This is a genomic window from Azospirillum sp. BE72, from assembly GCF_031455875.1.
GTDB lineage: Bacteria > Pseudomonadota > Alphaproteobacteria > Azospirillales > Azospirillaceae > Azospirillum.
On the sequence record NZ_JAVDTO010000002.1, the window covers coordinates 707,596 to 733,672 of the forward strand.

The 26,077-nt window shown below is 67.4% G+C and carries 23 protein-coding genes; 6 read left to right on the top strand and 17 right to left on the bottom strand.

Features of this window, described 5'->3' with window-relative positions; translation table 11 throughout:
- Positions 1-208 precede the first annotated feature (208 nt).
- A complete protein-coding gene (locus J2Y49_RS09420; protein WP_310114354.1) occupies positions 209-1,894 on the top strand; it encodes a CHASE3 domain-containing protein in 1,686 nt (561 codons plus the stop codon).
- A gap of 192 nt (positions 1,895-2,086) precedes the next feature.
- Here J2Y49_RS09420 and J2Y49_RS09425 read toward each other — a convergent pair whose 3' ends face one another.
- From J2Y49_RS09425 to pdxH, 8 genes are all read right to left on the bottom strand, one after another.
- A complete protein-coding gene (locus tag J2Y49_RS09425; RefSeq protein WP_310114355.1) occupies positions 2,087-2,908 on the bottom strand; it encodes a universal stress protein in 822 nt (273 codons plus the stop codon).
- A 181-nt stretch (positions 2,909-3,089) separates the two neighbouring features.
- Positions 3,090-4,202 carry a hydrogenase formation protein HypD gene (gene hypD, locus J2Y49_RS09430; RefSeq protein ID WP_310114357.1) on the bottom strand — a complete coding sequence of 371 codons (1,113 nt, stop codon included), beginning with the start codon at positions 4,200-4,202 and terminating at the stop codon, positions 3,090-3,092.
- 105 nt (positions 4,203-4,307) lie between these two features.
- Complete coding sequence (locus J2Y49_RS09435) at positions 4,308-5,537, bottom strand: HD domain-containing phosphohydrolase (RefSeq protein WP_310114360.1); 1,230 nt, start codon at positions 5,535-5,537, stop codon at positions 4,308-4,310.
- 104 nt (positions 5,538-5,641) lie between these two features.
- Complete coding sequence (locus J2Y49_RS09440) at positions 5,642-6,877, bottom strand: SLC13 family permease (protein WP_310114361.1); 1,236 nt, start codon at positions 6,875-6,877, stop codon at positions 5,642-5,644.
- Between the two features lie 27 nt (positions 6,878-6,904).
- On the bottom strand, positions 6,905-7,729 hold the full coding sequence (locus tag J2Y49_RS09445) for an MBL fold metallo-hydrolase (RefSeq protein ID WP_310114363.1): 825 nt from the start codon (positions 7,727-7,729) through the stop codon (positions 6,905-6,907).
- Between the two features lie 132 nt (positions 7,730-7,861).
- Complete coding sequence (locus J2Y49_RS09450) at positions 7,862-9,253, bottom strand: methyl-accepting chemotaxis protein (protein WP_310114365.1); 1,392 nt, start codon at positions 9,251-9,253, stop codon at positions 7,862-7,864.
- Between the two features lie 265 nt (positions 9,254-9,518).
- Entirely contained in the window at positions 9,519-10,442 is a 924-nt protein-coding gene (locus J2Y49_RS09455) for a cation diffusion facilitator family transporter (RefSeq protein ID WP_310114367.1), read from the bottom strand.
- A gap of 53 nt (positions 10,443-10,495) precedes the next feature.
- Positions 10,496-11,107 (bottom strand): pyridoxamine 5'-phosphate oxidase, encoded by a 612-nt coding sequence (gene pdxH, locus J2Y49_RS09460; RefSeq protein ID WP_310114370.1) that lies wholly within the window; start codon positions 11,105-11,107, stop codon positions 10,496-10,498.
- Between the two features lie 188 nt (positions 11,108-11,295).
- On the opposite strand from pdxH, the gene J2Y49_RS09465 reads away from it, so the two are divergent.
- The 3 genes from J2Y49_RS09465 to J2Y49_RS09475 all read left to right on the top strand — a co-directional run bounded on the left by J2Y49_RS09465 (position 11,296) and on the right by J2Y49_RS09475 (position 13,386).
- Complete coding sequence (locus tag J2Y49_RS09465; RefSeq protein ID WP_149223240.1) at positions 11,296-11,769, top strand: RT0821/Lpp0805 family surface protein; 474 nt, start codon at positions 11,296-11,298, stop codon at positions 11,767-11,769.
- Between the two features lie 51 nt (positions 11,770-11,820).
- Complete coding sequence (locus J2Y49_RS09470) at positions 11,821-12,783, top strand: J domain-containing protein (protein WP_310114373.1); 963 nt, start codon at positions 11,821-11,823, stop codon at positions 12,781-12,783.
- A 219-nt stretch (positions 12,784-13,002) separates the two neighbouring features.
- Entirely contained in the window at positions 13,003-13,386 is a 384-nt protein-coding gene (locus J2Y49_RS09475) for a DUF805 domain-containing protein (RefSeq protein ID WP_310114375.1), read from the top strand.
- A 3-nt stretch (positions 13,387-13,389) separates the two neighbouring features.
- Here J2Y49_RS09475 and J2Y49_RS09480 read toward each other — a convergent pair whose 3' ends face one another.
- Entirely contained in the window at positions 13,390-14,772 is a 1,383-nt protein-coding gene (locus tag J2Y49_RS09480; protein WP_310114377.1) for a YihY family inner membrane protein, read from the bottom strand.
- Between the two features lie 118 nt (positions 14,773-14,890).
- Between J2Y49_RS09480 and fabI the strand changes: the two genes are divergently transcribed.
- Complete coding sequence (fabI, locus tag J2Y49_RS09485) at positions 14,891-15,739, top strand: enoyl-ACP reductase FabI (RefSeq protein ID WP_310114379.1); 849 nt, start codon at positions 14,891-14,893, stop codon at positions 15,737-15,739.
- Positions 15,740-15,949: 210 nt separating this feature from the next.
- Positions 15,950-17,038, top strand: a complete 1,089-nt coding sequence (locus J2Y49_RS09490; RefSeq protein ID WP_310114980.1) for a hypothetical protein — start codon at positions 15,950-15,952, stop codon at positions 17,036-17,038.
- Positions 17,039-17,149: 111 nt separating this feature from the next.
- Here the strand turns inward: J2Y49_RS09490 and ftsH are convergent, their stop codons facing one another.
- The 8 genes from ftsH to tolQ all read right to left on the bottom strand — a co-directional run bounded on the left by ftsH (position 17,150) and on the right by tolQ (position 26,042).
- Positions 17,150-19,087: an ATP-dependent zinc metalloprotease FtsH gene (gene ftsH, locus J2Y49_RS09495; RefSeq protein ID WP_310114381.1), complete on the bottom strand. Its 1,938-nt coding sequence runs from the start codon at positions 19,085-19,087 to the stop codon at positions 17,150-17,152.
- A gap of 82 nt (positions 19,088-19,169) precedes the next feature.
- Positions 19,170-20,525, bottom strand: coding sequence for a tRNA lysidine(34) synthetase TilS (tilS, locus tag J2Y49_RS09500; protein WP_310114383.1), 1,356 nt, complete (start codon positions 20,523-20,525; stop codon positions 19,170-19,172).
- Positions 20,525-21,376: a tol-pal system protein YbgF gene (gene ybgF, locus J2Y49_RS09505; protein ID WP_310114385.1), complete on the bottom strand. Its 852-nt coding sequence runs from the start codon at positions 21,374-21,376 to the stop codon at positions 20,525-20,527. Before ybgF ends, tilS begins: the two co-directional genes overlap by 1 nt.
- Positions 21,377-21,613: 237 nt before the next feature.
- Entirely contained in the window at positions 21,614-22,084 is a 471-nt protein-coding gene (gene pal / locus J2Y49_RS09510; RefSeq protein WP_149223232.1) for a peptidoglycan-associated lipoprotein Pal, read from the bottom strand.
- Between the two features lie 151 nt (positions 22,085-22,235).
- Positions 22,236-23,588, bottom strand: a complete 1,353-nt coding sequence (gene tolB, locus J2Y49_RS09515; protein ID WP_310114387.1) for a Tol-Pal system beta propeller repeat protein TolB — start codon at positions 23,586-23,588, stop codon at positions 22,236-22,238.
- A gap of 2 nt (positions 23,589-23,590) precedes the next feature.
- Positions 23,591-24,805, bottom strand: coding sequence for a hypothetical protein (locus tag J2Y49_RS09520; RefSeq protein WP_310114389.1), 1,215 nt, complete (start codon positions 24,803-24,805; stop codon positions 23,591-23,593).
- Between the two features lie 16 nt (positions 24,806-24,821).
- Positions 24,822-25,304: a biopolymer transporter ExbD gene (locus J2Y49_RS09525; RefSeq protein WP_109074590.1), complete on the bottom strand. Its 483-nt coding sequence runs from the start codon at positions 25,302-25,304 to the stop codon at positions 24,822-24,824.
- A 3-nt stretch (positions 25,305-25,307) separates the two neighbouring features.
- Positions 25,308-26,042: a protein TolQ gene (gene tolQ / locus J2Y49_RS09530; protein ID WP_149223228.1), complete on the bottom strand. Its 735-nt coding sequence runs from the start codon at positions 26,040-26,042 to the stop codon at positions 25,308-25,310.
- Positions 26,043-26,077: the final 35 nt, after the last annotated feature.

Here is a 26,077-nt window from a genome sequence, read left to right on the forward strand (position 1 = left end):
CTTCATTTGGAAAACTGGTATAGTCTCTATGTAATAGACCGAAGATTTCGACATACGTAAAATTTTCGATGATCGGAATCAGGGCCGCCGCCGTATCAGACGGAACATTCGATCGGGTTGGCAACTCACCCGTTCGGGTCCAATTCCTCGGGCGAGGCGATTGTCCGCGCACGCAAGCAGCCCATTCGGTCACATGAGGCGCAATAAGATGTCCTGGTTCACCAACCTTCGTATCGGCGGCAAGCTTCTGGCCGCCTTTGCCGCCCTGATCGCCATCACCGGCATCATCAGCGTCGCCAATTATTCGACATTATCTTCGATCCAATCTTCGATCGGCTGGACGATCCACACCTATCGGGTGCTTCAGACGACCGACGCGGTGCTGGCGGCGATGATCGACCAGGAAACCGGCCTGCGCGGCTATCTGGTCAGTGGCGACGAGGCGTTCCTGGCCCCCTACCGCAAGGGCGGACAGGACTTCGACCGCACACTGGCCGAGGTGAAGTCGCTGACCGCCGACAATCCGCAGCAGCAGGCCCGGCTGGAGGAACTGCGCAAGCACGCCGACACCTGGCGCCGGACCGTGGCGGAAAAGGAAATCGCCCTGATGTCCAAGGCCGAAACGCGTGAGGAAGCCCGCGCGATGGAGGCAAAGGCCCTGGGCAAGTCGTCGATGGACGGTATCCGCTCGCTGGTGGTGCAGATCGAGGATGCCGAACGTGCGCTGTTGAGCGAGCGGAGTGCCGAACAGCGGTCCGCCTTCTCCACCGGCTACACCACCGCCATCGTCGGCGCGCTCGCCTCCGTTCTGGTTGCCATCGCTGCCGGCATGCTCCTGCGCGGCGCCATCGCCAGTCCGATCGTCGCCATGACCACCGCCATGAGCCGGCTGGCCGGCGGCGAGCGGTTGGTGGAGGTTCCCGGCGTCGGCCGCGGCGACGAGGTCGGCGCCATGGCCGAGGCCGTCGACGTGTTCAAGCGCAACGCCATCGAGGCCGACCGCCTCGCCGCCGCCCAGCGCGCCGATGAGGAGGCCAAGGCCCGCCGCGCCACCCGACTGGAAGAGCTGACCCGGGCCTTCGAAAGCAATGTGACCGCGGTGGTCCAGAGCCTGTCGGGTGCGGCCACCCAGATGCAGCAGTCGGCCGGCACGCTGACCTCCACCGCGGACGAGACCAACCGCCAGAGCACCACGGTGGCTTCGGCGGCCGAGCAGGCCTCCGCCAACGTCCAGACCGTCGCCGCTGCGGCGGAAGAGCTGTCCTCCTCCATCGCCGAGATCGGCCGCCAGGTGTCGCAATCGACCCGCGTCGCCGAACAGGCGGTCAGCGGCGCCGGTCGCGCCAACACCGTCGTCTCCAGCCTTGCCGAAGGCGCCCAGAAGATCGGCGAGGTGGTTGACCTCATCAACAACATCGCGGCGCAAACCAATCTGCTGGCGCTGAACGCGACCATCGAGGCGGCACGGGCCGGCGAGGCCGGCAAGGGCTTCGCCGTGGTGGCGAGCGAGGTGAAGAGCCTCGCCAACCAGACCGCCAAGGCGACCGAGGACATCACCGGCCAGATCGCCACCATTCAGGGCGCCACCCGCGAAGCCGTCACCGCCATCGACGAGATCGGCCGCATCATCACGGAGATCAGCCAGATCTCCGCGACCATCGCCTCGGCGGTGGAACAGCAGAGCGCCGCGACCCAGGAAATCAGCCGCAACGTCCAAGAGGCGGCGCAGGGCACCCAGCAGGTGACCAGCAACATCGTCGGCGTCACCCGCGCCGCCGGCGACACCGGCCGCGCCGCCGGAGAAGTCCGCAGCGTGGCCGACCACCTCAGCAGCGAATCGACCCGCCTGCGCCAGGAGGTGGAAAGCTTCCTGGGCGGGGTGAAGGCGGCGTGACGTGATGGGGGAGGACGGCGGGTTTTGCTCCCTCCCCCTCTTTTGCCTCCTCCCCATCCCTCCCCCGCCCTTGGCGGTGGAGGGGGCAGGACACTTGTCAGCGTGACGTATATGCCAATCCGGCGGCAGTCCCCTCTCCCTCGAAGAGGGGGAGGGTTAGGGAGGGGGCAAAACGAGCCCCTCCCGGAACGCTCAGTGCGACAGCAGCAGCGGCACCGGGCAGGTGCGCAGGACGTGCCGGGTCCCGCTGCCGCGGTGCAGGAACGGGAAGCCGTAGTGCCCGTGGGCGCCCATCACCAGCAGGTCGGCGCCGGTGTCCATGGCGCGGGCCAGCAGCGCGTCCATCGCGCCGATGTCGGTGACGGTGAAATGCGTCTGCTCCGCCGTCACGCCATGGAAGGCGAGATGGTCGAGGAGGCCGACCCGCGGCGCCTCGGCGGTGGAGCCCGAGGCCTGGGTCAGAACCGTGATCACCGTCACCTCGTCGGCCTTCTCCAGCATCGGCATGGCGTCGGACAGGGCGCGGGCGGCCTCGCGCTCGGCGTTCCAGGCGACGGCGACGCGCTTGCCAATCACCGGGAAGCGGCCGGCATAAGGAACGACCAGAGCCGGACGGCCGGAGTTCAGCACCACCTGCTCGTTCAGTTCCTCCGGCGCCGCCTGTGATCCAGCCTCGCGGTCGTACTGGCCCAGCACGGTCAGGTCGGCGAAACGCGACCAGATGATGACCTCGCGGATGACGTGGTTGTATTCGCCATGGGTCAGGCCGTGCCATTGGCCCTGCAGACCGGCCGCCGCCAGCTTCTCCCGGAAGAACGCCTCGCTGCGTGCCGCCGCTTCGACCAGATGGTCGCTCGACCGGCGGGCGATCACGCTGGTGGCGTTGCGGTCGCCCTGGGCGAACAGCCCGCGCAGGAAAGCGCCATGGCGCTGCGCCAGCGCGATGGCGGCATCGAGCCGCGCCTCGACATGCGGGCTGCTGTCGAGGTGAACGAGGATGTGCTTGTAGGTCATGCGGACCCTCCCGGAATGAAGTGCGATGTCTTTCGACGTCTGCCGTTCTCCACCGGACCGATCAGGGGTCTGGCGGATTGTTTCACATGCATCATGTTGAACCGCATGGCATTCGTCCAGCCTGCGGTGGACGGTCTGCGGTGAAAGGTCGCAACTGCCCGACCGGCCGGATGCTGTCCGGTCAGGCGTCTCGGAACCGTCCATAGGTGTAATGTGCGGCGCAGGCCCCCTCGGCCGAGACCATGCAGGAGCCCATCGGATTCTCCGGCGTGCAGACGGTGTCGAACAGCTTGCAGTCGACCGGCCGCTTCACGCCGCGCAGGATCGCGCCGCAATCGCAACCTTTGTGGTCGGGAACGCTGGCGCCTGAGATGGGGAAGCGCCGCTCGGCGTCGAAGGCGTCGTAGGCCTCGCGCAGCTTCAACCCGCTGTGCGGGATGCTGCCCAGACCGCGCCATTCGAAGGACGGCCGCGTCTCGAAGATTTCGGCCACCAGCGCCTGGGCCTTGCGGTTGCCGTCGGCGGTGACGGCGCGGGTGAACTGATTCTCCACCTCCGCCCGCCCATCGTTGATCTGGCGGACCAGCATCAGGATCGACTGCAGCACGTCCAGCGGCTCGAATCCGGAGATCACCACCGGCTTGCCATGCTCCGCCGCGGCCGGGGCGTAGGCATCGGAGCCGATGACGACCGAGACATGGGCCGGCCCGACGAAACCGTCCAGCGACAGCCCCTCCTCCGTTCCCGACAGGATGCCCTGGATGGCCGAGGGGGTCAGCACATGGTTGCAGAAGACGAAGAAGTTGGTCAGCCCCTGCGCCGCCGCGGCCCGCACCGCCAGCGCGGTGGGCGGGGTGGTCGTCTCGAAGCCGATGGCGAGGAACACCACCTGACGGCCCGGATTCTCCGCGGCGATGCGCACCGCGGCGTCGGCCGACACCACCATGCGGACGTCGGCGCCCTGCGCCTTGGCCTTCAAAAGGCTGAGTCGTCCCGATCCGGGCACGCGCATGACGTCGCCATAGGTGCACAGCGTCACCTCCGGACGGCGGGCCAGCGCGATGGCATCGTCGATCCGCCCCACCGGCAGAACGCACACCGGGCAGCCCGGCCCGTGGATCATGCGGACGTTGGCGGGCAGAAGATCGGGGATGCCGTAGCGGGAAATGGCATGGGTGTGCCCGCCGCAGAACTCCATCAGATGGTAGGAGCGGTCGGTCCGCACCTCCCGCGCGATGGCGGCGGCGACGTTGCGGGCAAGGACCGGATCACGGAACTCTTCGACATACTTCATGGTCGCTCCCTCTGCCCCGCCATTTCACCCGCAACACTGACCGTTTGCGTTGATACGGATCAAGGGGAGTGTCCGTCACGGCCGACCTTTCCCCGCCGTCCTCCTTCAGGCCTGGACCGTCTCCTGGTCCTTCAGCCGTTCCCAGATCGCATCGAATTCCGCATGGCGGGCGGCGAACAGGGCGAGCAGGCGGGGGTCGAAATGCACCTTGGGGTCCAGCCGGTCGTCGCCGTTCAGCAGGATGTCCACCGTCTTCTCATGGCTGAAGGACGGCTTGTAGGGTCGGGCGCTGCGCAGGGCGTCGTAGCAGTCGGCGATGGCCACGATGCGGGCGGCGAGCGGGATATCCTCTCCCTTCAAACCGCGGGGATAGCCGGTGCCGGCCCACTGCTCGTGATGGCACAACGCGATCTCGGCGGCCATCTTCAGCCGGTCGGATGCGACCAGAATGTCGTGCCCATAGACGGGATGGCGCTTCATCTCCGCCAGTTCGCGTTCGTCGAGCCGGCCCTTCTTGTGCAGGACCGCCTGATCGACGCTCATCTTGCCGACATCGTGCAGGGCGGCGGAAAAGCGGATTTCCGTGCAGAAGGCGCGGCTGCAGCCGGCCCAGCCGGCAAGCGCGTAGGAATATTCGTTGACGCGCAGGATGTGGTTGCCGGTGTCCTCGTCATGCACCTCGGCGGCGCGGGCCAGCAGGTTGACCGACACCATGAAGGCGCGCTCCGTCTCCACCTGGAGTTCGGCGACGCGGCGGCGTTCCCTGGTCAGGGCGCGGTTGCGCTCGGTAAGCCGCTCCAGCGTCGCGGCTCGCTCCAGGGCACGGCCGACGATGTGGTTGACCGGCGCGATCATCTGCTCGTGGTCGGGCATAAAGGTCGGCGGGCCCGCCTCCCCCGGCACCGGCCGGCGATTGATCAGCTGCACCACCCCGATGGGCCGGTCACGGGCCCCCTTCAGCGCAAAGGCCATGATCGAGCGGGTGCGGAAGCCGGTGCGCTGGTCGAAGGCAGGATTGAACCGGTAGGACCGATCCTCCGGAATCACGTAGGCGTCGTCAAGCAGCAGCGTCTCGCCGGTGGCCGCGACATAGCCGACGATGGAGGTCTGGTCCACCGGCATCGTGAACAAGGCGGATTTGGCGCGGATCACGTCGTTCTGGGCGCTGACCGCTTCCAGATGGCGGCTTCGCCCCTGTCCGCGCAGCATGAAGACCGTTCCGGCCTCCGCCCCGGTCACTTCGCGGCATTTGCGCAGTACGCGGTCGCTCAGCGCGCGAAGCGACTGATTCGGCGCGCTCTCGATGAACTCCATGAACTGGACGACCAAACTCACAGCGCGCCCTCCCCCCCCGGTGCGCGAAAAGATTACCCCAATTGTCGCAGCCCGAAGAAGAGGCTTGAAGTCCGAAAGATCACAAGTCGATCACAGCTTGATGATCACGGGGCCATCCAGCCGCCGGCCCAGAGCCAGACAGCCGCCACCGCCATCGACAGCAGCGCCATCGGCACGCCGCAACGGGCATGCTCGACGAAGCCCAGCCGGACGCCGGACGCCGCCGCCCGTTCCGCCACGATGATGTTGGCGAGGCTTCCCGGCAGCAGCAGGTTGCCGGCCAGCGTCGACAGCAGCGCCAGACCGTACAACGCCCCTTCCGGCGGGTTCGGCCAGGCGGCCAGCAGCAGGATCACCGCCGGCACGTTGCCGATGCTGTTGCTGCCGGCCAAGGCCAGCGGCACCATCACCGCCAGCCGGTCGGGCAGCCATCCCGCCGCCTGGAGGTCGCCGACCAGCGCCGCCGGAATGCCGGTCAGGCCCAGCGCATGGTTGACGGCGAACAGGGCCGCGAACAGGATCAGCAGGTGCCAGTCGACCATGCCCAGCATGTCGCGGCTGGCCATGCGCCGGCTGACCATCATCACGCCGGCAACCAGCAGAACCGAATGTTCCTGCGGGATGTCGCGGGTGAACAGCACCAGCAGCGCCAGCGTCGCCGCAACCGCCTTGCCCAGCTGCCAGCGGTCGAGCGGCACCGGCTCTACCTTCCTGCCCGCCTCCACCCCTTCGGGTTCGCCGAAGCGGCCACGCCAGACCAGCCAGACGGTGACATAGACGATGAGCATGGCGGCCAGCGCCGGACCGCCGCATACCGCCAGGAAGCGCCAGAAATCGAGATGCCCGACCTGCCCGATCAGGATGTTCTGCGGATTGCCGATCATCGTCGCCGCCGACCCGGCATTGGCGGCACCCGCCAGCGCGATCAGGTAGGGTCGCGGGTCCAGCTTGCGCGCCAGCAGGCCCAGGCACAGCATCGGCGTCATGGCGAAGACGACCACATCGTTCGCCAGCACCGCCGACAGCCCGCCGGCGACCAGCACGATCACCGCCAGCAGCCGCGCCGGCGACCGCGCCGCCTGCGCCACCTTCAGCGCGCACCAGTCGTAGAAGCCGCTGCCGGCATATTGCGCCGACAGGATCATCAGCCCCAGCAGGATGAAGATCGTCGGGAAATCGACCGCCGCCACCAGCTGGCCGGTGTCGAGCGCCCCGGTCGCCAGCAGCAGGATGGCGGCGACCAGCGCGATGCCGGTGCGGTCGATGCTGAGACCGGGAAAGCGGCCCAGCGCCATGCCCAGATAGGTGGCGCCGAACAGGATCAGGATTGTGGCCGTCATTCTATGGGGGGCATTCAGTCCGCAAGATCAATCCAGGGAGATCGTCGTGCCCTCGCGCGCGGCGAAGCAGTTGGGGAACTCCGCCTTCGCCGCGGCTTCGATCCGTTCCATGGTGGCGTCGTCGTGGTCGGGATCGTGGTGGAACAGGCCCAGCGTCTTCACATGGGCGGCGCGGGCGATCCGCACCGCTTCCATCCAGGTGGAATGGCCCCAGCCGACGCGTTGAGCCCACTCCTCGTCCGTATAGGTCGAATCGTAGAGCAACAGGTCGACCCCATCCACCAGGTTCAGGATGTTGCGGTCGGGATGGTCCGGCACATGTTCGGTGTCGGTGACATAGGCAAGCGAGCGCCCCTGATACTCGATGCGGTAGCCGGTGGCGCCGTCCGGGTGGTTCAGCGCCGCCGTGTGGATGCGCACCCCGCCCTCCAGCTTGAAGCTGTGGCCGGGCGGCACCTCCAGGAAGCTGAGGTCGCCGCCCATCGTGCGCAGCGGCACCGGGAACAGCGGCCGCTCCATCTGGCGCGCCATCACCGACTCGATGTCCGGGCTGCCGGTGAGATGGCCGGAGATCACCCGCAGGCTGAAGCCCTTGGTGTAGGCCGGCGCGAAGAAGGGAAAGCCGCTGATATGGTCCAAATGCGTGTGGCTCAGCAGCAGCGTGGCGCTGGTCACTCCCTCGGCCAGCAGCTTGCGCCCCAGCGCGCGCAGCCCGGTTCCCGCGTCGATGATGATGCACTGCTTGCCGGCCCGCACCTCGACGCAGGAGGTGTTGCCGCCGAAGCCCAGATGCGAGGACATCGGGCAGGGGATCGTGCCGCGCACGCCCCAGAAGGTAACCGTGAAGCCCATTCCCCCGCCTCCAGAGCGCCGGTTCGCGCCGTCTCAACCCCTTTGTCGGCCGAGTTTAGCGCGATTCACCGCTATGTACACGATGGTGCATGTTCGGGAGGAAGAGATGCGGGGGACGTGGCCTGAGGTCCCTCACACCTTGTAGGCCAGCCGCAGCCCGCCCCAATGGCGGCCGCGCACCGTGACGGGCGCGGAAACGTCCTTCATCAGGGCGAACTTCCCGCCGCCCATGTCGCGTCGGTAGGTCTGCAGCAGGAAGGGCTTGGTGTTGCGGCCGGCAGCCAAGCCGACGCGGTCGTTGAAGATGCGCCGGTTGCGGCAGTTGGCGGCGTTCCACACCGGGTCCCGCCCCTGCGGTTGGCTGAATTGCCGGTTGTGGGTGGGCAGATAGCCGTTGTCGTCCACCGCCACGCAGAAGACGATCCGGCCGCTGGAGGACAGCACCGGTTCCTGGATGCCGGGCAGCAGGCGGTCGCACAGCTGGGTGAAGCGGGTCATCACCTGCTGGGGCTCCGATCCGGCGACCGGCTGGTAGTTGCGGTCGAACAGATCGGCCTCGCTGATGTCGCCGCGGGCCAGCGCCTCCTCGAAGGCGGCGGACACCTTGGCGGCCGCGTCCTTCACCGCGGCGATGTAGGGGGTGTCGACCGTCTCGATGTTCAGCTCCGCGGTGACGCCGATCAGCCGCTCGCTCATGCCGACCAGATTGTTCACCCGGTCGCGGGCCTGGGCGAGGTTGTCGCTGGACAGCTTCACGCCGGCGGCCAGATCGGCGATCTCGTGCTCCAGTTCGCCGCAGTTGGCGCCGATCTCGGCGGAGGCGGCATCGATCTTGTCGGTCTCGCCGTTCAGCTCGCGCATGGCGCGGCCCACGGTCTCGATCACCGTGCCGATGGAGGTCGTGCCCTCGCTGACCGCACGGGCCTTGGCGGCGCTTGCGGCACTTTCAACCATCAGGCGCTGGGCCTGCTCGTTGAGGTATTTCAGCGTCGCGTCGATCTCCGTCGTCGCTTCGCTGGTCTTGGTGGACAGCGACTTCACCTCGTTGGCGACCACGGCGAAGCCGCGCCCGGCGTCGCCTGCCCGCGCCGCCTCGATGGTGGCGTTCAGAGCCAGCAGGTTGGTCTGCTTGGCGATGGTGAAGATCTCCTTGGCGACCTTGCCGACGCGATCCAGCGCGTCGCGCAGCCCGGCGATCTGACCCTCGATTCCTGTCACCGAGGACACCAGCGCATGAATGTCGGACAGCGACTGCTGCACCCGGTCATGCGAGCTGTCGACCTCCTGCCGGGCCTGCTCCGTCACCGACCGCGCGACCGCCGAAGCTTCCGAGATGCGCTGGGTGCTGCGCGACATCTTGGCGCCGGTGTCCCGCAGCTGCGTGAAGACCTCCGACTGGTGGGTGACGCGGGCGTTCACATCCTCGATGTGGCCGGCGATGTCCGCGATCTCGATGCCGAGATTGCCGGCTTCCGTCGCGATGTCCGCGATCAGATGCGGCCGAAGCGTAAAGCTTCCATCCATTATGCCCACCATTCTTGCTGTTTTGTAACCGAGCGCTTTCTCCCAAGCACTATTATTGCTCTTTTGAGACAAGTTCGCAACGAACCGGCGGTCCGAGACGGGCTCGGCACCCCCTGTCCTTTGGTAGGATACCTTTAGGAGAGGCTACGCCCGGCGATTGTGCACGATCGGATGATCGTCGCGAAATACGGGATTTCCCGCAATACGACACCGTATCACGAGTGCCCTCCCGCAACGGATCCCGGCAAGCCCGGAACGCTTGCGCTCAGCCGGCGATGCGGTTGTCCAGCCGGTCGTCGGCCAGCCCGGCGGGCTCCTGATGGACCAGAACCTCGGCGTTGACGAAGGCCTGCCGCAGCCTCAGCTCCACCCGGTCGGCGATCTCGTGCGCGGCGGTCAGGGTCAGGGTTCCGTCCAGTTCCAGATGCAGCTCGATGAAGCAGCCGGTGCCGGCATTGCGGGTGCGCAGGTCGTGCAGGCCGCGCACGCCCGGCTCGGCCCGGGCAAGCGCGGCGATGCGGTCGCGCTCCTCCTGCCCCAGTTCACGGTCCATCAGGACGTCCAGCGCGTCGCGCGCCACGCCGCGGGCACCGTTCAGCAGGAACAGGGCGATGCCGATGCCGAACAGCGGATCGACGATGGCGAGCCCGGTCGCTTCGGTCAGTAGGATGGCGGCGATGACGGCGCTGTTCATCAGCAGGTCGCCGGCGTAATGCAGCCGGTCGGCCCCGATGGCGACGGAGCCGGTGGTCGCCTGCACCCGGCGCTGGAAGGTGATGAGTCCGGCCGTCAGCACGATCGACAGCAGCATCACCGCGACGCCGATCGTCCCCTCGGCGATCGGCTCCGGCCGGAAAATGCGCCGCACCGCCTCGACGCTCAGCAGCACGGCCGAACCGGCGATGAAGGCTGCCTGGGCCAGTGCCGCCAGCGCCTCCGCCTTGCCATGGCCGTAGCGGTGGTTGGCGTCGGCCGGCCGCAAGGCCTGACGCACCGCCAGCAGGGTCACCAGCGACGCCATCAGGTCGGTGCTCGAATCGATCAGCGACGACAGGATGCTGACCGATTCGGTCAGCAGATAGGCCGCCAGCTTCGCCGCGATCAGGGTGGAGGCCACCGCCACGCTGGCATAGGTGGCGCGGCGGCGCAGGCGGTCCGCCAGAGCGCCGCTGTCCAGGTTTTCGCTCACGACCTGCCTTCCGTTCCGGACCTCTGTTCAGGGCCTCTGTTCAAGGCCATCGTTCAGGGATAAAGCCGCTCGGTCGTCCAGACCGGCGAGGTCGCGTCCGTCGCCTCCGCCGCCCGGCGGTAGACCAGCCGGTCGTGCAGGCGGAACGGCCGGTCGCGCCAGAACTCGATGCGCGACGGCAGAACGCGGAAGCCGGTCCAGTGCGGCGGCCGCGGCACGGTGCCGATGGCGTATTTCGCGGTGAACTGGGCCACGCGCTTTTCCAGCTCCCACCGGCCCTCCAGCGGGCGCGACTGCTGCGAGGCCCAGGCGCCGATGCGGCTTTCGCGCGCGCGGCTTTCGAAATAGGCGTCGGCCTCGGCGTCGGTCACGACCTCCACCGCCCCTTCCACCCGCACCTGCCGGCGCAGGGTCTTCCAATGGAAGCACAGGGCGGCGTTCCGATTCGCGAGCATCTGCTCGCCCTTCCGGCTCTCGGAGTTGGTGTAGAAGACGAAACCGCGCGGATCGATGCCCTTCAGCAGCACCATGCGCACCGACGGAATGCCGCCGGCATCGGCGGTCGCCAGCGCCATGGCGTTGGGGTCGTTGGGCTCGCTCTGCTCGGCTTCCTTCATCCATTCGGAGAAGAGTTCGTAAGGGTCGCGCTCGCTGCTGTCGGTCATGCCGGTGGATCCTGTCTCGATGGGTCCCGCACCACCCGCAGGCGGGGTGCGGGGGCTTTCCTTTGTGCAAAAGCGAAAGGGTCACAGCCTCATCACAATTCACAGCAAGGATAGGGTCGCTTATATCACTGTCCACCGCGAAGCTACCGATAAGGTGCCGCGGCAACCAACCTTTTCGAGGCGCAAGGATGTTCGTGAAGAAAGTCGTTCCGGCCGTGATCGTCGCGAGCCTGCTGGCAGGCTGCCAGCTGGGTGGCCAGAAGGAAACGATCGGCACGGCCGGCGGCGCGGTCGCCGGCGGCCTGATCGGATCGCAGATCGGCGGCGGAACGGGCAAGCTGGTGGCGACCGGCGTGGGCACTCTGCTGGGCGCCTTCATCGGCCGCGAGGTCGGCAGCTCTCTCGACAAGGCCGATGCCGGCTATGCCGAGACCGCGGCCCGTCAGGCCTATGCCGCCCCGGTCGGCGACCGCATCAACTGGAACAACCCGCAGTCGGGCAATTCCGGCACCATCGTCACCACCCGCGACGGCTACAGCAACACCGGCACCTACTGCCGCGAGTTCCAGCAGACCATCGTGGTCAAGGGCCGGACGGAGCAGGCGTACGGAACCGCTTGCAAACAGGCCGACGGTACGTGGAAGATCATCGGCAACTCGTAACACGTCCGACCTGCAACCCTTGAGCCCCCTTGGGGCGGGAATTCTCTGCCCGTGGCTACGCGCGATCCCTACAGCGTTCTCGGCGTCAGCCGGTCCGCCAGTGCCGACGACATCAAGAAGGCGTACCGCAAGCTCGCCAAGCTGCATCACCCGGACCTGAAGCCGGGCGATGCCGCCAACGAGGAGCGGTTCAAGGAAATCTCGGCCGCCTACACGCTGCTGTCGGATACCGAGAAGCGCGCCCGCTACGACCGGGGCGAGATCGACCCGTCCGGGCAGGACCGGCACGCGGGCTTCGGCACCCGCGGCCGGACCAGCCGGGGCAAGGCCTACAGCGGCACCGCCGACGACAGCTTCTTCGGCGGCAGTGACGACTGGTTCTCCGACCTGTTCGGCGGCGGCCGGCGCCGCCCCGGCGGGGCCGGGGCAGGAATGGGCGGTGGCTCCACCGGCGGCTCCACGGGGCCGAAGGTTCGTGGCAGCGACATCTCCTATTCCGTCACCGTCCCCTTCGTGGAGGCGGCGAACGGATCGAAGCGCCGCATCAACCTGTCCAACGGCAAGAGCATCGACGTCGCCATCCCGCCGGGGACGGAGAACGAGACGAAGCTTCGCCTGAAGGGCCAGGGCCTGCCCGGCATGGGCGGCATGCCCAACGGCGACGCCATCGTCGAGGTGCATGTCGAATCCCATCCCTTCTTCACCCGGCAGGACAGCGACATCCATGTCGAGGTGCCGATCACCCTGAACGAGGCGGTGCTTGGCGCCACCGTCAACGTCCCGACCATCAGCGGCAAGGTGGCGGTGAAGGTGCCGCCAGGCGCGAACACCGGCTCCGTCCTGCGGCTGCGCGGCAGGGGCGTGGTGAATCAGGCGACCAAGCAGCCGGGCGACCAGTATGTGAAGCTGAAGGTCGTCCTGCCGGACCCGCCTGATGCCGAACTGGTCAAGTTCGTGGGACAGTGGGCGAAAACCCGCAGCTACGACGTCCGCAAGAAGGCGGGGCTGGAGTAAGACAATGCAACCGGTCGCCGTGCATGCGGCGGCGTCAACATGCGGCCTGCCCTCCGGGGCGGGCCGTTTTCGTATGCGCCTGCCCCTGCTGCGCGGCACCACGCCGCAGCCGGGGCCGGCTTGCGTCGACTGAGAGTGTTGCACCGCACCGATTGCCCGCGGATCGTGACGTCATCAGGCTTTCCAATCGCGGCAGGCCATTCGCCGAGGTAGTGGACAATGAATTTCTTCGACGCCGTCAGGTCGGTGCTTTCTCAATATGTCGGGTTCTCCGGCCGCGCACTGCGATCCGAATATTGGTACTGGATCCTGTTCACTGTCCTGCTCAGCATCGTCACCAGCATCATCGACGTCGCCCTGTTTCCGTTCGAGGATTCCAGTCCCCTGAGCTCCATCACCAACCTGGCGCTTCTGCTGCCGGGTCTGGCTGTGTCGGTCCGCCGCCTGCACGATGTCGGGCGGTCCGGCTGGTGGTTGCTGCTGGCTCTGGTGCCACTGATCGGCTGGATCGTTCTGGTGATCTGGGCGGCGACCAAGGGCGATGCCGCGGCAAACCGGTTCGGCCCGCCGCAGCCGACCGCCGGTTCGCCCGCCGTCGCGTAACCGCTACTTCTTCACCGCCCGCAGCGGCACCGGCCCCGCCGCCCCTTGCCGATCCCCCTGCCTCTCCCCCTGCCCCGCCGGCTGCCCTTCCGGCGGCAGGTCATCGTTCAGCAGGGTTTTCAGCGGCACGCTCAGCAGGTCGCTCTGGCTGGATTCCGCGGCGTCCAGCAGGCGGGCGGTGCGCTCCTGCCAAGGCAGGTTCAGCCCGCCCAGCCCATGGACGGAGCCGCGCATGCCGATGCCCAGCGCCTTCATCAGGTCCAGCAGCGTCGCCTCGCCCATGTCGCGGGTCACCACCCAGGCGTCGCGCGTGGTGTGGGCGACCCAATGGGCGTCGCGCAGCTGTTCCAGGATGCCGTCGATCAGAAGTGTGCCAACCGGCACGCGGCCGACCAGCGTGCGGCGGCGCAGGCCTACGCCCAGCCGGCTCGCCTCCATCAGTTCGTGCAGGACGGCGAGCGCCAGCGCCAGCCGCTGGGCCGGCAGCAGCCCCTCCATGCCGCCGCGGGTGACCTTGCCCGCCCGCCATTCCGGCAGGGAGGCGGCGACCACCGCGCCGAACAGCACCGTCGACCACGCGATGTACAGCCAGAACAGGAAGATCGGCACGACGGACAGGGCGCCGTAGATGGTCTGGTAGGCCGGGTATTCGCGCATGTACCAGCCGAAGATCGCCTTCGAAACCTCCAGCAGGACCGATCCGATCGCCCCGCCGCACAGCGCGTCCAGCCAGAAGACGTCGCGGTTGGGGATGATCAGGTACAACAGCGAACAGCCGACCAGCTGCAGGACGAAGGGCAGCAGCATGCCGATGCCGGCCAGCGGATGGACCACGCCCTCCAGATGCGCCAGTTCCAGCGCGGTCCACAGCGTGCTGGACAGCGACAGGCTGGCGCCGGCGAACAGCGGCGTCAGCGACACCACCGCCCAGAAGGACAGAATGCGGGTGACGTAGGACCGCGGCTCCCGCACACGCCAGACGGTGGCGAAGGAGCCCTCGATGGTCCAGATCAGCAGCACCGCCGACATCGCCAGCCCGATCACGCCGAAGATCGGCATCTGGCCGGCATTCGCCATGAAGCGGCCGAGATATTCCAGGATGGCGTCGCCGATCTCCGGCACCAGATTCTTGATGACGGCGGTCTGGATCCGCATCTGCAGCGCGCTGAAGGCCGGAAAGGCCGAGAAGATGGCGAAGCCGATGGTCATGATCGGCACGATCGCCAGCAACGAGGTGTAGGTCAGCGCCGCCGCTGTCTGGAAGCAGTTGTCGTTGTAGAAGCGCAGCATAGAGTGGCCGAAGAAGCCACCCAGCTCCCTCATGCCGCCGAAAATGCGGCTGCGCTCCTCCTCCTCCGGGCGGGAACTGTCCTTAGGGAGAGACATGCGACGCCTCCTGCGGCAAGACCGCCCGCGTCGGTTTGACCGGTGGGCGCTTTCGTGTAGGATGCGCCGCACTTTTCGCGGCTGGAGCCGCAGCACATCCGTCGTTCACGAGGTTCCGATGTCCAATCCGATGCCGCTCATGGCCGGCAAGCGTGGCCTGATCATGGGCGTGGCCAACGATCGTTCGATCGCCTGGGGGATCGCCTCCACCCTGGCCCAGCACGGGGCGGAGCTTGCCTTCACCTATCAGGGCGATGCGCTGCTGAAGCGGGTGAAGCCGCTGGCCGAACAGGTCGGCGCCAAGCTGGTCCTGCCCTGCGACGTGACGGACGAGGCCAGCATCGATGCGACCTTTGCCGCCATCGAAAAGGAATGGGGCGGGCTGGACTTCGTGGTTCATGCCATCGCCTTTTCCGACAAGAACGAACTGGACGGGCTGTATCTGGACACGACGCGGGCCAACTTCCTGCGCACCATGGACATCTCCTGCTACTCCTTCACCGCGGTGGCGCAACGCGCCGTGCCGCTGATGAAGGACGGCGGCAGCCTGCTCACTCTATCCTATTACGGCGCCGAGCGCGTCATGCCCCATTACAATGTGATGGGTGTCGCCAAGGCTGCGCTGGAAGCCAGCGTGCGCTATCTGGCCGTCGATCTGGGTGGCCGCAACATCCGTGTCAACGCCATCTCCGCCGGTCCGATCAAGACGCTGGCCGCCAGCGGCATCGGCGACTTCCGCTACATCCTGAAGTGGAACGAGCTGAATGCCCCGCTGAAGCGCAACGTCACCATCCAGGAGGTCGGCGGCGCCGGCCTGTTCCTGATGTCCGACCTCGGCAGCGGCGTCACCGGCGAGGTGATGCATGTCGACAGCGGCTATCACACCGTCGGCATGGTCGCGGTGGACGAGGCGGCCGAGGTCGCCAGTCTGCTGGGCTCGCTGGGCGGCACGCCGAAGGCCGGCTGAGTCCCGCCCGGTTGAGCGGCGGCGCCGCGCCTGCAAGCGCTTGATGAAGAGAGGGATCGGCCTGCCGATCCCTCTTTGCGTTTGCGAATGCGGCGTTTATGATTTGCGCAATATTCGCGGATTTGGGTAATATTCATGCGCGCTCGCAAGAAAATGGACTCGGTTTCTCCGATCCTTGAGCAGATCCTTTACGGCGGCTCCAGCGTGTCGATGAATCTCATCGCCATCACGCGCGAGATCCCCGAAGAGCAGCGCATGTTCAAGGCCCAGGGCCTGAACAACTGCATCCTCTTCAAGTATCCGAACTTCGATGACCGCGACGACGACGGCGGCGATCCGATGGCGGAGGACGAGGACCTGGAGGGCGGCAGCCGGCCGGTCGAAACCGGCATCTACGTGCCGCACAACGCCAAGTCCCCCGAATCCGGTGGCGTCGCCGTCTATCTGCGCGGCCGCAACAGCGAGGCCCTGCTGGAAGAGCAGTTCGGCATCAAGCACGGGCCGCAGGAGAACGGCATCATCGGCGACATGAAGATGCTGCAGATGATCGACGAAGTCCCCTCGCTCGACGCCTTCCTGCTCAAGACCTGCTTCGAGGCGGAGAAGGTCAACGTCGATCCGCGCCACTGGCTGATCAGCAACGAGGAGGACCACCAGCTCCGCCGCCTGATCCGCGCCCGCATCGAGCCGATCGTCCGCAAGGCGCTGTCCGGCAGCCAGGGCAACGCCCAGAGCATCGAGCGCTTCCTGGAAGCGATCTGGAACCCCAACCTGGAAGAGGCCGGCCTGTTCGTTTCCGCCTTCGGCATCGAACGGTCGGAAGCCGACACCATCTTCAGCGCCTGGAAGGGCACCACCTTCTACGAATACCAGCTGCGCCGCATCGCCCCGCGCGCCCGCATCATCCTGACTTGGCTGAAGTCGCGGGAATGCATTCCGGTCGACATCCGCATGCACAAGCCCTACGAGACCCAGCTGCTGATGCACATCGAAAAGGTGGGCAAGCTGCTGGAGACGACGCTGATGGACATCCGCACCATCCTGTCGGACTACGAGACCGCCTTCAGCAGCTTCATGAACGGCCAGCCGGAGCCTTTCCGCGATTACCTGCGCAGCATCCGCTCACGTTACTGGCTGCTTGGCTATTGCGTTTCGGCGCTGACCAGCGTCGCCCATCTGGACGCCCGCTGCATGAAGAACACGCCGTCGCGCAAGCTCTACTTCGAAGGCATGCAGAAGCTGCTCCGCCAGTTCGACGTGGCTCTCGACCGCCGCCGCGAGCAGAAGGGCGCGTTCTGAAGGGGCGGCACCCGAGCCTGCCGGTTCGGTCTTCCTCACCCTAACAAGCACCCAAACGAAAAAGGCGGCGCCTGGCAGCGCCGCCTTCTTCATGTCGAAGTCTTCGAAGCCTTACGTACCCTGCGGCTCCGGACCCATGCCACCGCTTTCCTGCCCGCTGCTCGGCGGAACGGAGGAGCGGCGGCCGCCGGCGGTCGGGCGCGGCGGAGGAGCGGCGACCGTATCGCGGTCGTCGTCGCGCAGGATCGGTTCGCCGCGCAGCAGACGGTTGATCTCGTCGCCGCTCAGCGTCTCGTATTCCAGCAGGCCCTTGGCCAGGGTGTGCAACTGGTCGATGTTCTCGGTCAGGATCACCCGGGCGCGCTCGTAGCTCTCGTCCACGATGCGGCGGATCTCCTCGTCGACCAGCTGGGCGGTGCGGTCGGACATGTTCTTGTGCTGGGTCACGGAATGGCCCAGGAACACCTCCTGCGTCGGCTCGCCGTAGAGCAGCGGGCCGAGCTTTTCGCTCATGCCCCACTCCGTCACCATGCGGCGCGACATCTCGGTCGCCATCTTGATGTCGCCAGACGCGCCGGTGGTCACCCGTTCCTTGCCGAAGATCAGCTCCTCGGCGATGCGGCCGCCCATGGCGACGCACAGGTCGGCCAGCAGCTTGGCCTGCGACAGGCTGATGCGGTCGCCTTCCGGCAGGCGCATCACCATGCCCAGTGCACGGCCGCGCGGGATGATGGTGGCCTTGTGAACCGGGTCGCTGTCGGCGCAGTGGATGGCGCAGATGGCGTGGCCGGCCTCGTGGTAGGCGGTCAGCTTCTTCTCGTCCTCGGTCATCACCATGGAGCGGCGTTCCGCACCCATCATGACCTTGTCCTTGGCGTTCTCGAACTCGCTCATGCCGACGACGCGCTTGCCGATGCGGGCCGCGAGCAGCGCCGCCTCGTTGACCAGGTTGGCCAGATCGGCGCCGGAGAAGCCGGGCGTGCCGCGGGCGATGACCTTGGCGTCGACGTCCGGGGACAGCGGCACCTTGCGCATGTGGACCTTGAGGATCTTCTCGCGGCCCAGCACGTCGGGGTTCGGCACCACGACCTGACGGTCGAAGCGGCCCGGACGCAGCAGCGCGGGATCGAGAACGTCCGGACGGTTGGTCGCGGCGATCAGGATGACGCCCTCGTTCGCCTCGAAGCCGTCCATCTCGACCAGCAGCTGGTTGAGAGTCTGCTCACGCTCGTCGTTGCCACCGCCCAGGCCGGCACCGCGATGGCGGCCGACCGCGTCGATTTCGTCGATGAAGATGATGCAGGGGGCGTTCTTCTTGCCCTGTTCGAACATGTCGCGGACACGGGACGCACCCACGCCGACGAACATTTCGACGAAGTCCGAACCGGAAATGGTGAAGAACGGGACATTGGCTTCGCCGGCCACCGCGCGGGCGGTCAGCGTCTTGCCGGTACCCGGCGGGCCGACCAGAAGGCAACCCTTCGGGATCTTGCCGCCCAGCCGCTGGAACTTCTGCGGGTCCTTCAGGAACTCGACGATCTCCGTCAGTTCCTGCTTGGCCTCGTCGATGCCGGCGACGTCGTCGAAGGTCACGCGCCCGACCTTCTCGGTCAGCAGGCGGGCGCGGGACTTGCCGAAGCCCATCGCCTTGCCGCCGCCGGACTGCATCTGGCGCATGAAGAAGATCCAGACGCCGATCAGCAGCAGCATCGGGAACCAGGACAGCAGCACCGAGAACAGCGACGGCACGTTGCTGTCGTCCGGGACCGCGTTGATCCGGACGCTCTTGTTGGTCAGGCGCTCGACCAGCCCCGCTTCGGGCGGGACATAGGTGCTGAAGGAGCGGCCGTCCGAGAAATGGCCCGAAACCTGGTTGCCCTTGATCGTCACGTCGGCGACCTGGCCCCGGTCCACTTCGGCGAGAAGCTCGCTGAACGGAACGGTCGTTTGCGGGCTGCGGGTGGAGGAACTCTGGAACAGATTGAACAGGGCTACCAGGAGCAGCCCTATGATGATCCAGAGCGCGAGGTTCTTGCCGAAATTGTTCACGTCACACGCCTTTCTGCGAACCCATCGCCATGCGGTGCGCCGACAAGGCCGCACCCCGGACTCCTACGGGCACGTTCCCAGATTAAATAATGCCGCGTCGGTCCGAAACAACCGTAAAAGCTGGTCTTCCCAACGGCGAAATTGGACGGAAGTTCGCGCGATCCATCGGGGCCTGTCCATCCGCGTCGAACCCGTATGCGCCACCGATCGTCGGGATGGCAAGCATTTCCGTTCCCAACCAAAGGCTTGGCAGCGATTCGCGCACCGGAACCGGCAGGTCGGACAATCCCGAATGCCCACCCTGCCCCGCCCCTTTGCGCCACCCCGCGGCTCCAAGTGCCGCGACCTCGACGGGCCGTTCCCACCGGTGCGACACCTGCAGGTCGAAACGACCATCCCACAGAGCGCGACCTCCGGGCGGAACCAGCAGCCTTTCCACCGCAGCCGCCGGTTCACGCGCGACCATGACGGCACCGCGGCGCATCCGCACCACGCAGCCGCCCAAGGTCCCGCCCTGCCCGTCGGCCAGCGAGCCGAGCAGCCGCTCCAGCGCCTCGTCCCGCACCGGTCCTGCCCCGCCGACCGCCGCCAGCGCCTGCGCCAGCGCCCGCAGCGCGATCTCTTCCGGGGCAGCCATCACCGGGGCCGGGTCCAACGTGACCCAGCCTTCGGGATGGATGACCGCGGCCTGCGCCAGCAAATCCGCGGTCGCCTGCTCCAGCGCGGCACGGGCGCGACCGGCCCGGCGCGCGACCTCGCACAGCCGGTCGCCGTCCAGCCCCTCCCCGCCCAGCAGATCGCGGGCGGCGCGCAGCCGGGCACGGGCGAAGCGGGGATTGTGGTTGGAGGGATCCTCGACCCACTCCAGTCCGGCGGCGCGGCAGGTCGCCAGCAGCCGGCCATGGGAAAAGCCCAGCAGCGGACGGATCACCCGAACGGCGCCATCGGCGCGCACCGCCGCCATGCCGGCCAGCCCGTCGGTACCGGAGCCGCGGGCCAGCCGCAGCAGCACCGTCTCCGCCTGATCGTCGCGGTGATGGGCCAGCGCCAGATGCAGGATGCCGGCCTCGGCGCAGGCATCGGCCAGCAGCCGGTGTCGCGCCGTCCGTGCCGCCGCCTGCAGTCCGGCGGCCGGCTTGTCCCCCTGCCAACGAAGGATGCGGTGGGGAATGCCAAGGCGTGCCATCGCCGTTCCGACCGCCGCCGCCTCGTCGGTGGATCCGGCGCGCAGCCCATGATCGACGGTGAGAGCCAGCAGACTGCCGCCCCGCTCTGCGACCCAATGCCGCAGCAGCAGCACCAGCGCCAGACTGTCGCCGCCGCCGGACAGGCCGACCGCCACGGCAGGCGCCGGCTCGAAGCCGTCCAGCGCCGCCATCGCGCGGGCGAACTCCCCCGGCGTCACCGGGGCGGCGTCGCGGGTGTCAGGGTCGGCCATCAGGCCGGGCAATTGATGCGCTTGCGCTCCGTGTCGGCGCGGCGCTTCACGCTGGCCGAGGCTTCGGGGAACTTGGTCAGCAACTGGCTGAAGGCGGTGCAGGCATCCGACTTCTTGTTCATCTGCTGCAGCGTCATGCCCAGCTTCAGCAGGCTGTCCGCCGCCTTCGGGTTGGTGCGGTACTTGGACAGCACTTCCGCGAAGGCCTGGGCCGCTTCCGGATACTTGTTGCGGACGTAATAGCTCTCGCCCAGCCAGTATTGGGCATTGCCGGCATAGGCATGGCTCTTGTTCTTGACGATGAACTCCTGCAGCGCCTTCTCCGCCCGGTCATAGTCGGAGTTGCGCAGCAGTTCGAAGGCCTGCTCATACTGCTTTTCCGGCGACAGCCCCGCGGTGGACGGCGGGTTGGCGGCTGCGGTCTGCGCCGGCTTGTCGGCGGGCTTCTTGTCCTCCGCCTTCGCGGCGGCCTTGGGCGGAGCGGCGTCGGACATCGCGCCACCCATGGCGCCACCCATGGCGCCGCCGCCTTTCTCCAGGTCCTTCAGGCGGAAATCGATGTCGCCGTTGATCTTCTCCAGGCGCTCGCGCAGCTGGGTGATCTGGTAGGTCGACTCCTCGTACTTGCCGGTCAGCTCCTGCATCGAGCGTTCCAGGTTCTGCAGCCGGATCTCGAAATCCGCTGCGACGGAGGGAGACAGCTGCGCCACCTCCACCGGCCCGCCCAGTGCCGCGACCTGCGTTTCCAGCGATTGCAGCCGCTCGATCTGCCCCTTCGACTGGGCCAGTGCGGGGCTTGCCGCGAGCATGCCACCCAGCAGCAGGGCGGCGACGGGACGGATGTGGGTCATGCGCGTGGGATCCTGAGGAGATCTGAGGCCGGAGGGCGGAAGCACCCGCGGCGACCATGGCAAACGAAAAAGGCGACGCAATGGCCGCTGTTTAGCAGAAGTTTCGCGGCGGCGCAAAGAACCGCCGTCGTCCTATGTCTGTGCCGGGAAGCTCTGCCGCCAAAAGAAAAGGCGCCGCACCGGTTGCCCGGCGGCGGCGCCTTGTCTCCATTCCCCGTCAGGCGGGGACCGGCGTCATCAGTTGACGACGGTCACGCCACGGCGGTTCTGCGACCAGGCGGCCTCGTTCGAGCCAACCACCGCCGGACGCTCCTTGCCGTAGGACACGACATTGACGCGGTTCGGGGTGATGCCCTTGGCGGCCAGGTAGTTCTTCACCGAGTTGGCGCGGCGCTCACCGAGAGCCAGGTTGTACTCGCGGGTGCCGCGCTCGTCGGCATGGCCCTCGACGGTGACGGTGACCGAGCCGTAGGTCTGCAGCCACTTGGCCTGACGGTCCAGGGTGGCGCGAGCCTCCGGCGACAGGTCGTAGCGGTCCAGGCCGAAGAAGACGCGGTCGCCGACGTTGACGACGAAATCTTCCGCCGAGCCCGGGCGGACCGAGGTCTGCTGGGCACCGGTGTTCGCGCCGTTGGCGGCGTCGTTCGGAGTGGATTCGCAAGCGGCGAGCAGAGCGACCGCGGCGAGAGCGAGGAACTTCATACGCATGTTCAGGGACCCCTTGAACGAAACTTGTTGATTGGTCGGATTCTTAGTCAGCGCGAGAACCGCTTCTTTCCGCCAAGCCCCGACGAAAAGACGACGTCCGACCTATGTCTTGAGCATTGCTCTCGCGTGGCCGCAAAATAGGGCTACTCCACTAGGGAATCAAGGGCGACCACGCGGGGTCCGACGCGTCGACCGGGCTGCTGACGCGGCGCTCGTTGGCGCCGGTGATGTCGATGCTGTACAGCTTGGCATTGCGGCCACGGCCATCGCCCGACGGCAAGTCCTTGAAGAACATGAGAACACGGCCGTTCGGCGCCCAGGTCGGGCCTTCGACGTGGAACGACTCGGTCAGGATTCGTTCTCCCGTCCCATCCGGACGGATTACGCCGATTGCAAAGCTGCTACCACGCTGGCGCGTGAATGCGATCAGGTCGCCGCGCGGCGACCACACCGGCGTTCCGTACCGGCCCTCGCCGAAGGTCAGACGCTTCACGCCCGACCCGTCGGCGCTCATGGTGTAGAGCTGCTGCGTGCCGCCGCGGTCCGATTCGAAGACGATCCGCTGGCCGTCCGGCGAATAGCTGGGACCGGTGTCGATGCCGGGCGCATCGGTCAGCTGGGTCTGGCGGCGGGTGCGCAGGTCCAGCGTGTAGATGTCGGTGTTGCCGTTCTGGGCCATCGACATGATGACCTTGTTGCCGTCCGGCGAGAAGCGCGGGGCGAAGGTCATGCCGGGGAAGTCGCCCAGGACCTCCTGGCGGCCGGTGTCGATGTTGAACAGGTACACGCGCGGCTTCTTGTTGAAGTACGACATGTACGTGATTTCCTGCGACGTCGGCGAGAAGCGCGGCGTCAGGACGAGCGTCTGCCCATCGGTCAGGAACTGATGGTTGGCGCTGTCCTGGTCCATGATGGCCAGCTGCTTCTTGCGCGCGTTCGCCGGGCCGGATTCGGCGACATAGACGACGCGCGTGTCGAAATAGCCGTCCTCGCCGGTCAGGCGCTTGTAGATGGCGTCGGCCACGATGTGGGCGATGCGGCGCCATTCCTGCGGCGAGGCACTGTAGCTCAGCCCCTGCATGTACTGGCCGGCGGCGACGTCCCACAGGCGGAAATCGACCTTCATGCGGCCGTCGGCGCCCGTGGTGGTGTTGCCGGCGACCAGCGCCTGGGCGCCCAGCGCCTTCCAGTCCTGGTAGCGCGGCTCGCCGGTGCGCAGCTGGTCCGGGGTCTGCAGGAAGCCGCGCGGGTCCAGCGGCTTGAACAGGCCAGAGCGCTCCAGGTCGTCGGAGATGACCTTGGAGATGTCGGCGCCCATCTGCGCATCGCGCCCGCCGGAACCGGCGAAGCTGGTGATCGCGATGGGCAGCGGTTCGGACACGCCCCGCGTGATGTCGATGCGCAACTCGGCGCGCGCCTCCTGCGGAGCGGCAACGCCGAGGGAGAGGAGAAGCGCGCCGGTGGCCCCGGCCAGCTTCAACAGAAGCCTCGTCTTCGTCGTCATGGTCAGAACATGTCCCTCGGGTCGAAATTGAACACGATGAAGCGCCAGTCTTCATAAGTCTGCGGCGTGAACTCGCTGGCCAGCAGTTCCAGGGGGCTGGACCGCTTGACCGCGCGCACCGCCGCATCGGCCGACGCCCGGAAGGCGGCGTCCGACATGTAGCGCGACTTGTACTTGTCGTCGATCCAGGCGCGAACCACGCTGTGGTCGCGGCCGACCTCGACGTGGATCTCGATCTGCATCGACCCGGCGTCCTTGCGGCCGCTGTCGAAGTTCCAGTTCTTGCTCAGCTGCCCACGGATGGCGTCCAGCGCGCGGCCGGACGGCTTGAACGGCCGGTCGGGACCGGTCGTCGCCTTGGCCGCCCCGGCCGGAGCCGCCGAGGCGGTCTTCTGGCTGGGCTTGGCGTCGCTGTTGGCGCTGGCCGATGCCTTGCCGTCAGCCTTCGGGTTGTCCGACGGCTTGATCTTCCCGACATTCGACAGCAGGTCGGACAGCGGGTCGGTCTTGGCCGACGGCTTCTCCGGCTGCTTGGCGGGAGCGTCCGGCTTCTTCGGATCGGCCTTGGCGGCGTCCTTCGTCGGCTCGGCCTTCGCAACCTCCTTGGGCGGCTCCTTCGGCGGCTCCTTGTGCGGCTCCGGCTTTTTCGGCTCGACCTTCGGCGGTTCCGGTTTGGGCGGCTCCGGCTTCGGCGGCTCGGGCTTCTTCGGTTCCGGCTTGGGCGGCTCGGGCTTGGGCGGTTCCGGTTTCGGAGGCTCAGGCTTCGGCGGCTCCGGCGGCTTGGGAGTCGGCGACGGCGCCGGATCCGGGGGCGGAGGGGGTGGCGGCGGAGGCGGAGGCGGAGGGGGCGTCGGGGCCGGCTTGGGCGGCGGCGTCGGCTCGCGCGGGGGCGGCGGCACCTGGGCGACCTTCGGCGGCTCCGGCGTCTTGGCAGGCGGCGGGGGTGGAGGCGGCGGTTCGTCCTCCTCGTCCGGCGGTTCGGGAGCCGGCGGGGCCGGCTTCGCCTCGGGCACGGGCGGACGCGGCGCGGCGTTGGCGGCCGGCTTCGGTTCGCCCTTCTCGACGCGGGCGGCCTCGGTGACCTCGCCGACGTCGACGATCTCGATCGGGATCGAGGAGGCGATTTCGAGCTTGCGATCGCTGGGCGGCATGCCGAGCACCATCAGCGCGACCAGCGCGACGTGCAGCACCGCCGAGGCGATCAGGGGCTTGCGCATGGGAGTTCCGCCCGCCTCAACGCGCCGGCTTGGGTGCGCCGACCCGCGCGCTGGACGCGGTCGGGCCGTTCGGCATCTCGGCGACCAGACCGACCTTCTTGAAGCCGGCGGCGCTCATGGTGCCCATCACCTCCAGCATCTTGCCATAGGCGATCTTGGCGTCGCCGCGGACCAGGATGCGGGCTTCGGGGTTGTTGTTGGTCACCGCGATCAACAGCGGCACCATGTTGCCCAACTCGACCGGCGTCTCCTGCACGAAGACGCGGCCGTCGGTCTGTACGGTGACGAACAGCGGATCCTTCTGCTGCTCCAGCGGAGCGGCATTGGTCTTGGGCAGGTCGACCGGCACGCCGACGGTCAGCATCGGGGCGGCCACCATGAAGACGATCAGCAGGACCAGCATGACGTCGATGAACGGCGTCATGTTGATCTCGGCCATCGCGCGATAGCCCCGGCGCTTGCCGCGCCCGTGGGATTTGCCTGCGAGTTGTCCGGCCATGGTTCAGGCGGCTCCCCGCTCCTCGAGGTGGCGGGACAGGATCGCCGAGAACTCGCCCGAGAAGGTGTCCAGCCGGTCGGCGTAGCGGCCGAGGTCGGTGGAGAACTTGTTGTAGGAGAGCACCGCCGGGATGGCGGCCAGCAGGCCCATCGCGGTGGCGAACAGCGCCTCGGCGATGCCGGGCGCCACCACGGCGAGGCTGGTGTTGCCCGATCCGGCGATGGAGGTGAAGGAGTTCATGATGCCCCACACCGTGCCGAACAGCCCGATGAAGGGAGCCGTCGAACCCACCGAGGCCAGGAAGGTCATGTAGCGCTCGGCCCGCGCCATCTCGCGGCCGATGGTCACCGCCATCACCCGCTCCACCCGCTGCTGCAGCGAGCCCTTCATGGTGCCGGCGATGCCGCGGTCGGCGGCGTGGCGCCATTCGCGCATGCCGGCGGCGAAGGTCGCGGCCATCGGGTCGGCCGGCGACTGGCCGATGCGGTCGTACAGCGCGTCCAGCGAGCCGCCGGACCAAAATGCCTCCTCGAAGGCGTCGGCCTGGGCGTTCAGGCGGCGGATGCGCATCAGCTTCTCGATGATGATCGCCCAGCACCAGACCGAGGCGACGATGAGCATCAGCATCACGATCTTGACGACCGCATCCGCCTGCCAGAACAGGCCAAGGATGGTGATCTCATGTGCCGTCGTGGCGGCGGCGTTGCCGGCCAGTTGGGCGGTTTGCAGGGCGTCCATCGCAGTCAATCTCGCGTTTGCGCTGTTGGCACGGG

What these genes read in the sequence shown, in the direction of transcription:
- J2Y49_RS09445 (WP_310114363.1), bottom strand. Translation starts at nt 7,729, where the DNA reads ATGGGCTTCACGGTTACCTTCTGGGGCGTGCGCGGCACGATCCCCTGC.
- tolB (WP_310114387.1), bottom strand. Translation starts at nt 23,588, where the DNA reads ATGACGACGAAGACGAGGCTTCTGTTGAAGCTGGCCGGGGCCACCGGC.
- J2Y49_RS09520 (WP_310114389.1), bottom strand. Translation starts at nt 24,805, where the DNA reads ATGCGCAAGCCCCTGATCGCCTCGGCGGTGCTGCACGTCGCGCTGGTC.
- J2Y49_RS09450 (WP_310114365.1), bottom strand. Translation starts at nt 9,253, where the DNA reads ATGGATGGAAGCTTTACGCTTCGGCCGCATCTGATCGCGGACATCGCG.
- J2Y49_RS09490 (WP_310114980.1), top strand. Translation starts at nt 15,950, where the DNA reads ATGAATCTCATCGCCATCACGCGCGAGATCCCCGAAGAGCAGCGCATG.
- J2Y49_RS09525 (WP_109074590.1), bottom strand. Translation starts at nt 25,304, where the DNA reads ATGGCCGGACAACTCGCAGGCAAATCCCACGGGCGCGGCAAGCGCCGG.
- pdxH (WP_310114370.1), bottom strand. Translation starts at nt 11,107, where the DNA reads ATGACCGACAGCAGCGAGCGCGACCCTTACGAACTCTTCTCCGAATGG.
- tolQ (WP_149223228.1), bottom strand. Translation starts at nt 26,042, where the DNA reads ATGGACGCCCTGCAAACCGCCCAACTGGCCGGCAACGCCGCCGCCACG.
- J2Y49_RS09475 (WP_310114375.1), top strand. Translation starts at nt 13,003, where the DNA reads ATGAATTTCTTCGACGCCGTCAGGTCGGTGCTTTCTCAATATGTCGGG.
- pal (WP_149223232.1), bottom strand. Translation starts at nt 22,084, where the DNA reads ATGCGTATGAAGTTCCTCGCTCTCGCCGCGGTCGCTCTGCTCGCCGCT.
- fabI (WP_310114379.1), top strand. Translation starts at nt 14,891, where the DNA reads ATGTCCAATCCGATGCCGCTCATGGCCGGCAAGCGTGGCCTGATCATG.
- ybgF (WP_310114385.1), bottom strand. Translation starts at nt 21,376, where the DNA reads ATGACCCACATCCGTCCCGTCGCCGCCCTGCTGCTGGGTGGCATGCTC.
- J2Y49_RS09465 (WP_149223240.1), top strand. Translation starts at nt 11,296, where the DNA reads ATGTTCGTGAAGAAAGTCGTTCCGGCCGTGATCGTCGCGAGCCTGCTG.
- J2Y49_RS09420 (WP_310114354.1), top strand. Translation starts at nt 209, where the DNA reads ATGTCCTGGTTCACCAACCTTCGTATCGGCGGCAAGCTTCTGGCCGCC.
- J2Y49_RS09480 (WP_310114377.1), bottom strand. Translation starts at nt 14,772, where the DNA reads ATGTCTCTCCCTAAGGACAGTTCCCGCCCGGAGGAGGAGGAGCGCAGC.
- hypD (WP_310114357.1), bottom strand. Translation starts at nt 4,202, where the DNA reads ATGAAGTATGTCGAAGAGTTCCGTGATCCGGTCCTTGCCCGCAACGTC.
- J2Y49_RS09440 (WP_310114361.1), bottom strand. Translation starts at nt 6,877, where the DNA reads ATGACGGCCACAATCCTGATCCTGTTCGGCGCCACCTATCTGGGCATG.
- tilS (WP_310114383.1), bottom strand. Translation starts at nt 20,525, where the DNA reads ATGGCCGACCCTGACACCCGCGACGCCGCCCCGGTGACGCCGGGGGAG.
- J2Y49_RS09425 (WP_310114355.1), bottom strand. Translation starts at nt 2,908, where the DNA reads ATGACCTACAAGCACATCCTCGTTCACCTCGACAGCAGCCCGCATGTC.